Here is a 10,115-nt window from a genome sequence, read left to right as displayed (position 1 = left end):
GGCCTCCCCGGGGCCGGGCAGGCGGACACGACCCTCGCGGGCACCCTGCTCGCCGTGGCCGCCGTGGCGCTGCTGGGCGCGGCCGCCGGCTCCCGCGGACGAGGCGGCGGGGGTGCCGGCGGGCACGAGGACGGCTCCCGCCCGAGGGACTTTGCGCTCTCGTAACGGCCGGCCACGAGGGTGCCGAGCGGAACGTGCCAGCCATGCACCTTCCCAGCGTCGCGATCCCGACGACGCACAGGCCGCTGAGGAAAGGACCCGCCATGTCGTCCCACCACGTGCCCACCGGTCGCCCCGTCGAGGTCACCGGAGCCTTCGATGCGTAGGGCCGGACGCGAGCTCGCGACCGCACCGCTCGCCCCCCGCCCCCGACGGCCGAAGCGCCTCCTCGCCGCCGTCCTCAGCGCGGGCCTCGCGACCGCCGGCATGGTCGTCGCACCCACCACCGCCGCCGCCGTCGTGACGGACCCGTCGCCGTCCTTCGAGATCCTCCCGTCGGACCTGGAGTTCATCCTCGCCCAGATCAAGATCAGCGAGAGCCACGCCGCCGGCAACCCCCTGCTCTGCGCCTCGCCGACCGACACCAGCGGCACGTGCGTCCCGCACCCGCAGCTGCCGTGGGGCCTGCGCACCGTGGACGGCTCCTTCAACAACCTCCTGCCGGGCCAGTCGAGGTTCGGTTCCGCCGACCAGCCGATGACCCGACTGCTCGACATCGACCTGCGGCCCGGCGTCGGCGAGGCACCGCCCGCCGGCGCGCCCACGACCCCCGGGACCACCGCCGTGTGCACCGGTGAGTTCGCGACCCCGACCTGCTACCGGCAGACCTCCGGCTTCGTGTACGACTCCCACCCGCGTGTCACCAGCAACCTCATCGTCGACCAGACCACCGGGAACCCGGCCGCCGTCGCGGTCGCCGGGAAGGTCGAGGGCTCCACGACGGCGCCGGACGGCCGCCTCTTCATCCCGAACGAGGCGCCGGACGAGGGTCTGTCCGCCCCGTACAACACGTGGATGACCTTCTTCGGTCAGTTCTTCGACCACGGCCTGGACCTGGTGAGCAAGGGCGGCAGCGGCAGCGTCGTCGTCCCTCTCCAGCACGACGACCCGCTCTACGACGCGGGGGTCGACGGCATCGCGGGCACCCCGGACGACGGGCGGCTGAACTTCCTCACCCTGACGCGGGCGACGAACAAGCCCGGGCCCGACGGCGTGCTCGGCACCGCGGACGACGTGCGGGACCACACCAACCGCACCACACCGTTCGTGGACCAGAACCAGACCTACACGTCCCACCCCTCGCACCAGGCGTTCCTGCGCGAGTACGCGATGGTGGACGGCCGACCGGTCGCCACGGGACAGCTGCTCGACAGCCCCGAGGGCGGCCTGGCGACGTGGGCGGACATCAAGGCGCAGGCGGCAACGAAGCTCGGCATCGCGCTGAGCGACTACGACGTCGTCAACGTCCCGCTGCTGCGCACCGACCCCTACGGCAACCTCGTGCCCGGGGCGAACGGCCTGCCGCAGATCGCGACCCCGACGGGCTTCGTCGACGCGAGCCTGGTGAGCCCGGTCGCACCGGCCTCGGCGGGCGCCCTGCGGGCGAACCACGCGTTCCTCGACGACATCGCGCACGCCGCCAGCCCGTTCAGCTCCCGGGGAGACCGGCTCCTGCGGGGCACCCGGCAGCAGCTCCTCGACCGGGAGCCGGTGTTCGACGGCGACCTGCTCGACGCGCACTTCATGACCGGTGACGGCCGCGGCAACGAGAACATCGGCCTCACCGCCGTGCACCACGTCTTCCACGCCGAGCACAACCGGGTGGCGGACGACATCGCCCGCATCCTCGACGAGAACCCGGCCCTGAAGGCCCGCTACGAGACCGAGGGCGCGAACCGCTGGGCCTACGGCGTCCGCCTCTTCCACGCGGCGCGCTACGTGACGGAGATGGAGTACCAGCACCTCGTCTTCGAGGAGTTCGGCCGCACGATCGCGCCCTTCATCGACACCGTGCCCAACAACGAGAGCGGGTACCACACCGACCTCAACGCGGCGATCACGGCCGAGTTCGCGCACGTCGTCTACCGGTTCGGGCACTCGATGCTCACCGAGACGGTGCACCGGGTGGGGGCCGAGGAGCTGAGCCTGCTCGACGCCTTCCTCAACCCCCGGGCGTTCCGCTGCCCGGTCCTGCCGCAGGACGTCGACGGCGTCTGCGCCGTGCCGCTCATGACGCCGGAGGAGGCAGCCGGCTCCGTCGTGACCGGCATGGTGGCCCACCCCGGCAGCGGCATCGACGAGTTCGTCACGGAGACCCTGCGCAACGAGCTGCTGGGCCTGCCGCTGGACCTGGCCGCGATCAACCTCATGCGCGGGCGGGACGCCGGTGTCCCGTCGCTGCAGGCGGCCCGGACCCGGTTCTTCGACGTCACCGGGGACCCCGACCTCGAGCCCTATGCGCACTGGAAGGCGTTCGGGACCGCGCTGCGGAACCCCGAGTCGCTGGTCAACTTCATCGCCGCCTACGGCACGCACCCGACGATCCTCACGGACGCCGGACCGGACGGGCAGCTGGCCGACGACCCCGGGACCGAGGCGGACGAGACGGCGGACAACGGTCGGCCGACCGTCGCGTCCCGCCGGGCCGCCGCCCAGGCGCTCGTCGCCGCCGACGACGCCTTCCTCACCGCCCCGGCGGCGCAGTCCGGCCTCAACTCGGTGGACTTCTGGATGGGCGGGCTCGCCGAGCGCAACGTGCCCTTCGCCGGGTTCCTCGGCACGACCTTCAACCACGTCTTCGAGACGCAGCTGGAGAGCCTGCAGAACGGCGACCGGTTCTACTACCTGTCGCGCAACATCGGCCTCAACCTGTTCCACCAGCTCGAGGCGAACTCCTTCTCGTCGATCATCATGCGCACCACCGACGCGGAGCTCCTGCCGGCCGAGATCTTCGCGACGCCGGACCACACGTTCGACCTCGCCAACCCGCAGCCGGACTGGGCGGGTCAGGGCATGACCTTCGACGGCACCGAGTGGCGGTACGTCGGCGACGCCCACGTCAACATCCACGGCACGCCCGGCAACGACCGCTTCCGCGGCGGCATCGGTGACGACTCCCTCTGGGGCCACGGGGGCGACGACCTCATCACCGGCGGCGCGGGGGCGAACGCCGTCGTCGGCGGCGCGGGATCGGACATCCTCCACGGCCTCGGCGGCGACGACAACCTCAAGGGCGGCAGGGGCGACGACGCCCTCAACGGCGGCTCCGGGGAGGACCTCCTCCTCGGCGGTTCCGGACGGGACTTCGTCGTCAACCCCCTCGACCTCAGCTCGACCTTCGCCGGCACCGGGGACGACCTCGTCCTCGGCGGGCCGGCCCACGACCAGATCGCCGGCAACGAGGGCGACGACTGGCTCGAGGGCGGGGGCGGCGCCGACCTCGTCCAGGGCGACAACGCCAACGGCTTCCAGAACGACCCGAACGGCGGCCACGACGTGCTCCTCGGCGGGCCCGGGAACGACGACCTCGACACCGAGGGCGGCGACGACACCATCGTCGCCAGCGCGGGCACGGACCGTCACGAGGGCATGCTCGGTTTCGACTGGGTGACCCACAAGGGTGACCCGAGCGCGGCTGACGCGGACATGGACAACACCGTGTTCCAGCCGCCCACGTCCGAGAACTTCCGCGACCGGTACGACCTGGTCGAGGGCCTCTCGGGCTGGAACCTCAACGACGTCCTGCGCGGCAAGGGCCGGCAGGACGAGGGGCTCGGGACGGGCGAGGGTCACGAGCTGACCCAGGCCCACCTGGACCGCGTCGCCGGCCTGCGCGACCTGCTGGGTGGTGGGGCGAATCCCGCCTACGCAGCACCGTTCATGACGGCCGGCACGAGCAACGACATCATCCTGGGCGGCACCGGGAGCGACCTCGTCGAGGGCCGCGCCGGGGACGACTTCATCGACGGCAGCGCGTCGCTGAACGCCCAGCTCCGTGTCGGCGCCCAGCGGTTCGACACGCTGGACCAGCTCCGTACCGCCGTGTTCGCCGGGACGATCAGGCCGGGCGACATCACGGTCGTGCGCGAGATCCTCACGGCGACCGACGTCGGCGCGATCAACACGGCCGTCTACTCCGGCAACCGTGCCGACTACGACCTCACCGAGATCACCCCGGGGACGTGGCGGGTGTTCCACGCCCGTCCGGGTGGCCGGCCCGACCCGGACCGCCTGCGGCTCTCCGACGGCACCGACGTCCTGCGCAACATCCAGCGGCTCGCCTTCGCCGACCAGACGGTCCCGGTCGCCGACGCACCGAACAACCTCCCGGCCGGCACGGTCACCCTGGCCGTCCTGCCGCCCCGGGAGGGTGTCCAGCTCACGGTGACCGACGACGTCACGGACGCCGACGGCATCAGCGCCACGACCCGCCGGTACACCTGGCAGGTCGAGGAGGCCGGCGAGTGGTCCGCGGCCACCGGTGAGGCCACGACCAGCCCGGGGGGCGTCACCAACGACCGGTACGTCCCGACCGCCGCCGACGCGGGCAAGCGTCTGCGGGTCGTCTACACCTACACCGACACGCGCAGCCCCGTGGGGACCCTCGAGCAGGTCACCTCGCAGGCGACGGACCCGGTCGTCGCCGCCGACCCGGTGCCCGTCCCGGTCGCGTCGGTCTCGCCGGGCGCGCTCGCCTTCGGCAGCGTCGTCGTCGGCTCCGCACCCGTCGCGCAGCAGGTCACCGTGGCCAACACGGGCACCGGCCCGCTCCTCGTCAGCGCCGTCGGCCTGACCGGGGCGGACGCGACGCAGTTCCGCTTCACGACCGCGTGCGACAGCGTCGCGCCGGGCGGGAGCTGCACCGTGGACGTGACCTTCACGCCCACCACCGCCGGGGCGAGGTCGGCCTCTCTCACGGTGACGCACGACGCCGCGGGGGCACCCTCGACCGTCGCGCTCACCGGGACCGGCGTGGCACCCACGGCGCCGGCGGTGTCCGTGGCCGCGTCCCTGGACCTCGGCACCGCTCGCGTCGGCCAGACGCGCAGCGCGAACCTGCGGGTGACCAACACCGGCAACGCTCCGCTGGTGATCGGCGCACTCACCGTCGACCCGATGGCCGCGCCGTTCACGGCGGCCCGGGGCACCTGCCCCGCGTCGCTCGCACCCGGGCGCAGCTGCAACCTCGCGGTGAGCTTCCGGCCGACGTCGGCCGGGGTCCACACGGCGGGCCTCGTGATCAGCAGCAACGCCCCGGGCGTCCCGGCCAGGGTCACGCTGAGGGGCACGGGCCGGTAGCGCGGCGTCCGAGCGCGGCGGCCGTGGCACCCCTCGCGGGTGCCACGGCCGCCGTGTCCCGACCGTGGCCCGTTCACCTGCCCGAGCGGGCCAACCGGGTGAGAGGACGGTTGATCCCTGTACTTCACTTCCTGTGTGGACGAGGATGACCCCTGACCGCCGAGCCAGACCTCACCCAGGTCGGTCGCGCGGACGGGGGACGGTGACACCGTGGACGCACCGAGTGCCGCAGACCTGCCGGCGCGGAGCGAGCCGCGCGTCCAGAGGGTCCTGGTCGTCGATGACCACCGGACCTTCGCCGAGCTCCTCGCCCGTGCCCTGTGCGACGAGCCGGACCTCGAGTGCGTCGGGGACGCCCAGTCCGCCTCCAGCGCCCGGCTGCAGGTCGACCTGCTCCGTCCCGACATCGTGGTGACCGACGTCGACCTCGGCAAGGACGCGGAGGACGGTATCGCGCTCACCCGCAGCCTCACCGCGAGCCATCCCGACCTCCTCGTCGTCGTCCTCAGCGCCCTGGCCGACGGCGAGCTCGTCCGGCGCGCCGCGGCGGCCGGCGCGGTGGGCGTGGTCCCCAAGGACGGCTCGGTCGGGGAGCTGCTCGACGTCCTGCGCCGGGTCCGACGGGGCGACCTCGTGCTGCACCCGGAGCTCCTGTCCTTCCTCCTCACGGAGACCGACCGCTCACGCGCCGCGGACGACCTCACGCCGCGGGAGCACGACGTCCTGGAGCTGCTGGCCGACGGCCTGGACGCCCGGGCGATCGCCCGCGAGCTCGGCATCTCCGTCCACACGTGCCGCGGCTACGTGAAGTCGCTCCTGGTGAAGCTCGACGCCCACACGCAGCTGGAGGCGGTGGTCGCGGCCAGCCGGCGGGGCCTCACCCGCGTCGGCCGGACCTGAGGTGCGCGGGACCCTGACCGCGACACCGGCCGAGGCCACGGTCCCGGCGGGGACCTCGGAGGTCCGTCGCGCCGTGCGCCGGTTCGCCGTGCTGACCGGCGTCCTCCTGGTCGCCGTCGTCCTGGGCACGGTGGTCCTCGGCCGGGCGGCGGTGCGGGAGGAGAGCCTCCGGGACGCCGAGCGGCTGGCCGCGGCGTTCGGCACCCGGGTCCTGGCGCCGTCCGTGGACGCCGAGTTCCGCGCCGGCGACCCGGCGGCGCTGGAGACCGTCGAGGACCTCGTCCGTCGTCGCACCGAGGACGGCTCCATCGCGCGGGTCAAGCTGTGGGACCCGGACGGCACCATCCTCTGGAGCGACGACCCGGACCTCATCGGGCAGCAGTTCGAGCTCGCCCCCCGGCACGTGGGCCTCCTCGAGACGGCCGGGACCGACGCCCACCTCAGCGCACTGGAGCGGGAGGAGAACCGCGGCGAGCGCGGCGTCGGCCCGCTGATCGAGGTGTACGCGGGCACGGTCGACGCCGACGGGAACCCCCTGCTCGTCGAGCTGTACGTCCCGGTCGCCCGCCTGGAGGCGGACACCCGGGAGCTGCTCCGGGTCGTCCTGACGATCACCGTGGGCGCGCTGATCCTCCTCGTCCTGGGCGTCCTGCCGCTGTCCATGTCCCTGGCACGCCGGGTCGACGGCGCGCGGGTCGAGCGGGAGCGGCTGCTCCGGCACGCCGCCGAGGCCACCGACCTCGAGCGACGGCGCGTCGCGCAGGACCTCCACGACGGCGTCGTCCAGGACCTCGCCGGCCTGGGGTACCTGCTCTCCGCGGCACCCGCCGACGGCGGCATCGACGGCGACACGCTGCGCACCGCGCGCGACATCGTCCAGAGGGACGTGCGAGCCCTGCGCTCCCTGCTCGTCGACCTGTACCCGGCGGAGCTCGACGCCCACGGTCTGCGGGCGGCGGTCGAGGAGCTCGCCGGACCGGCTCGTCGGGCGGGTGTCGAGGTCGTGTGCGACGTCGTGTGCCACGCCGGGACGTCCCGGCCCTCCCTGCTGCTGGCCCACCGCGTGGTCCGGGAGGCGCTGCGCAACGTGGCCCGGCACTCGGGGGCCGCCCGTGCCGAGGTGACCGTCCAGGCGGACCGCGAGCACGTCGTCGTCGAGGTGAGCGACGACGGGCGCGGCGTCGACCCCGGGGTGTCCCGGTCCCGCCCGGGCCACCTCGGGCTGCGCCTCCTCGAGGACACCCTGCGCGACGCGGGGGGCACGTTCTCGCTGGGGCCACGGCCCGGCGGAGGCACGGTGCTGAGCGCCCGCTTCCCCGTGATCGGTGCCGACGACCGCCGGACGGCACCCGTCCCCTGACCCGACAGCACCCGTCCCCTGACCGCGAGAGACGCCGGTCGACGGCTCCCCACGGGCCCGGGTCACCCGTTCGGCCGCACCCCGACAGGGGGGTAGCACCCCCCTCACGCGGGGCTGACGGGGACGGGGACGAATCGGACACAGTGATCACGAGGTGGGGCGGTGTCGTCTCGGACCGCGCCGCCGCGACGTCCCCGGCGACCGGAGGCGACCCCTCCGTCTGGAGTCACGATGACCACGAGCTCCTTCGACGACCTCTCCCGGGAGGACATCGAGGTCCGTGTGCTGGGCCCGCTGCGGGTCCGCCGGGCCGACGGCACCGTCGTGCGCCCGTCGGAGTGGCCCACGACGCAGACGGCCGACCTGCTGCGCATCCTCGCGCTGCACGTCGGCGAAGCCGTCCACGTGGAGACGCTCCTGGAGCAGCTGTGGCCGCACGCCGACGAGCCGCACGGGCGCGCGAGCCTGCGCACCGCCGCCTCACGCGTCCGGAAGGTGCTGCGCGCCAACTGCGTCGAGCGTCGGCTCGGCGGCCTCGCCCTGACCGGGGCCTGGGTGGACGCCCACGCCTTCCGGGGCCTCGCCCAGCAGGTCCGTCGGGGGCTCACCCAGGGCGACTGCGCCGGCGCGCTCCTCGCCGCGCGCCAGGCGGACGCCCTCTACCTGGGCGACCTCCTGCCGCACCACGCGAGCGGGGACTGGGTCGAGCGTGAGCGCGAGGCCCTCGCCTCGGCCCACCGGACGATGATGCTGGAGGCGGCCGAGGCCGCGGCACAGCTCGCCTGGTGGCGTGACGCCACGGAGCTCGCGGAGCGCGCGCTCGTGCTCGAGCCCTGCTCGGAGCGGGCGTACCGCGTGCTCATGCGGGCACAGCGGGGCACCGGGGAGGCCGCCCTGGCCCTCAAGACGTACGACCGGTGCCGCCACGCGCTCACCGAGCACGTCGGTGCGGACCCGTCGCCGCCGACGCAGCGCCTGCACCAGGAGCTCCTGGACCCGGCGTACCCGCCGGTCACCGAGCCGCCGTTCCGGGGCCGCGGCGACGAGCAGGCGTGGCTGCGCGAGGTGGCCGCGGCGGCCGCGGCCGACGGGCGCCGCGCCGTCGTCCTGCTGGAGGCGCCGGCGGGCGCCGGCAAGACCCGCCTCGTCCAGGAGACGCTGGGTCCGCGGACGACGGGCCGTGTCGTGTGCCGCCCGGACGGCGACCACAGGGCTGTCCTGGACGGCGCCGAGGACGCCCGACGCGCTCCCGTGGTCCTCGTCGACGACGTGCACCACCTCACCGCGGAGCAGGTGGGTGACCTCCTCCGCGTCACGCTGACGCCGGTCGCCACCTGCCTGGTCCTGGCCGGGAGGACCCTGCCGCCGGGTCTCGCCGAGGTGGTGCAGGACGCCCTCGGGGTCCGGCCCCAGCAGCTCCGGCTCCCGCCGCTGGCCAGGGAGGAGGTGTCCGAGCTGTGCGCGGCCGTGCTCGCCGGCGCGGTGTCCGACGCCCTCGTCGACCGTGTCGCGGCGGAGACCGACGGGAACCCGGTCGCCGTGCTCCGCACCGTGCGCGAGTGGGTCGACACGGGACGGGTGGCGGCGACCAGCGCCGGGCTGGTCGTCCTCGACACCGCCCCGGACGCGGACTCCTGGTCGCACCGGCTGCTCGCCCTGGCCGTCGACCGGCTGTCGGCGACCGAGATGGAGGTCCTCCAGCTCACGGCCGCCGCCGGTCGGGCAGTGACGCCCGAGCTCCTCCTGCCGCTCGTCGGCCTCGACGAACCCAGCCTCGGCGCCATCGCCGACGCGCTCGACCGCCTGGTCGACCTGTCGCTGGTGTCCCACTCACCGCGCGGGTGCGCCGCACGCGACGAGGTCTTCGCCGATCTCCTCCTGTCGTGGCTGCGCCCGTCGGCCCGCCGCGAGCTGCACCGGAGGATCGCGGAGCGCGCGACGATCCCCGTGGCCGAGCGGGTCGCCCACTGGGAGTCCGCCGGTGAGCCGGGGCTCGCGCGGGCCGCGGCGCTCGAGGCGGCCCGCGCAGCCGCGGACGCGGAGCCCGAGCAGGTGTTCCCGGCCCTGCGCCGCCCGTCCACGGACGCCCCGACGGTCGACGCGGACCGGGGGGACGCCGCCGGGCTGCTGCTCGGGTGGAGCAGCGCCGCCACCGCGACCGGCCGGGGGCCGGAGGCGTCGGCGACGCGGTCCGCCGCGGACGGCGACCTCACGGACCTCCATGCGCGGCTCCGGTCGGCCATCCGTGCCGCCGATGCGGGAGGTGACACCGCCGACCGGTGGTCCGCGCGGGTCCGCATGATCCGGGAGGTGTCGGTCCCCGGCCGCCGCCTGCGCGCGGTGCGCCGCTGGGCCAGGCAGGCCTGGGAGCTGAGCGACGACCCGGTCCTGCGCGCCGAGGTCCTGGTGCACGCCTGGACGCCGGCAGCGGTCCTCGGCGACGCTCTCCGCGCCGAGCGCGGGCTGGCGCAGGCCGCCGCGCTGCTCGGCGACGACCGGCACGGGGACGTCGCCGACCGCCTGGCGGCGCTCCGGTGCCTCGTGGCGCACGACCTCG

4 protein-coding genes are annotated in these 10,115 nt (G+C 74.7%); all 4 read left to right on the top strand.

The features are described 5' to 3' along the window. Positions 1-318: 318 nt before the first annotated feature. Positions 319-5,298 carry a peroxidase family protein gene (locus N866_RS12750; protein WP_052023013.1) on the top strand — a complete coding sequence of 1,660 codons (4,980 nt, stop codon included), beginning with the start codon at positions 319-321 and terminating at the stop codon, positions 5,296-5,298. Between the two features lie 210 nt (positions 5,299-5,508). Beyond that, positions 5,509-6,198, top strand: coding sequence for a response regulator transcription factor (locus N866_RS12745; protein WP_216699445.1), 690 nt, complete (start codon positions 5,509-5,511; stop codon positions 6,196-6,198). A 1-nt stretch (position 6,199) separates the two neighbouring features. Beyond that, positions 6,200-7,558, top strand: a complete 1,359-nt coding sequence (locus N866_RS19965) for a sensor histidine kinase (RefSeq protein WP_052023012.1) — start codon at positions 6,200-6,202, stop codon at positions 7,556-7,558. Positions 7,559-7,789: 231 nt separating this feature from the next. Continuing rightward, positions 7,790-10,115 (top strand): AfsR/SARP family transcriptional regulator (locus N866_RS12735; protein ID WP_034226883.1); only part of this gene is annotated, 2,326 nt, incomplete at its 3' end.

The organism is Actinotalea ferrariae CF5-4 (assembly GCF_000603945.1).
GTDB lineage: Bacteria > Actinomycetota > Actinomycetes > Actinomycetales > Cellulomonadaceae > Actinotalea > Actinotalea ferrariae.
The sequence above is the reverse complement of the archived record's forward strand: the minus strand, read 5'-3'. Positions and strand labels throughout refer to the sequence as shown.

Coding starts and splice junctions, on each gene's coding strand:
- N866_RS12750 (WP_052023013.1), top strand. CDS start 319: ATGCGTAGGGCCGGACGCGAGCTCGCGACCGCACCGCTCGCCCCCCGC.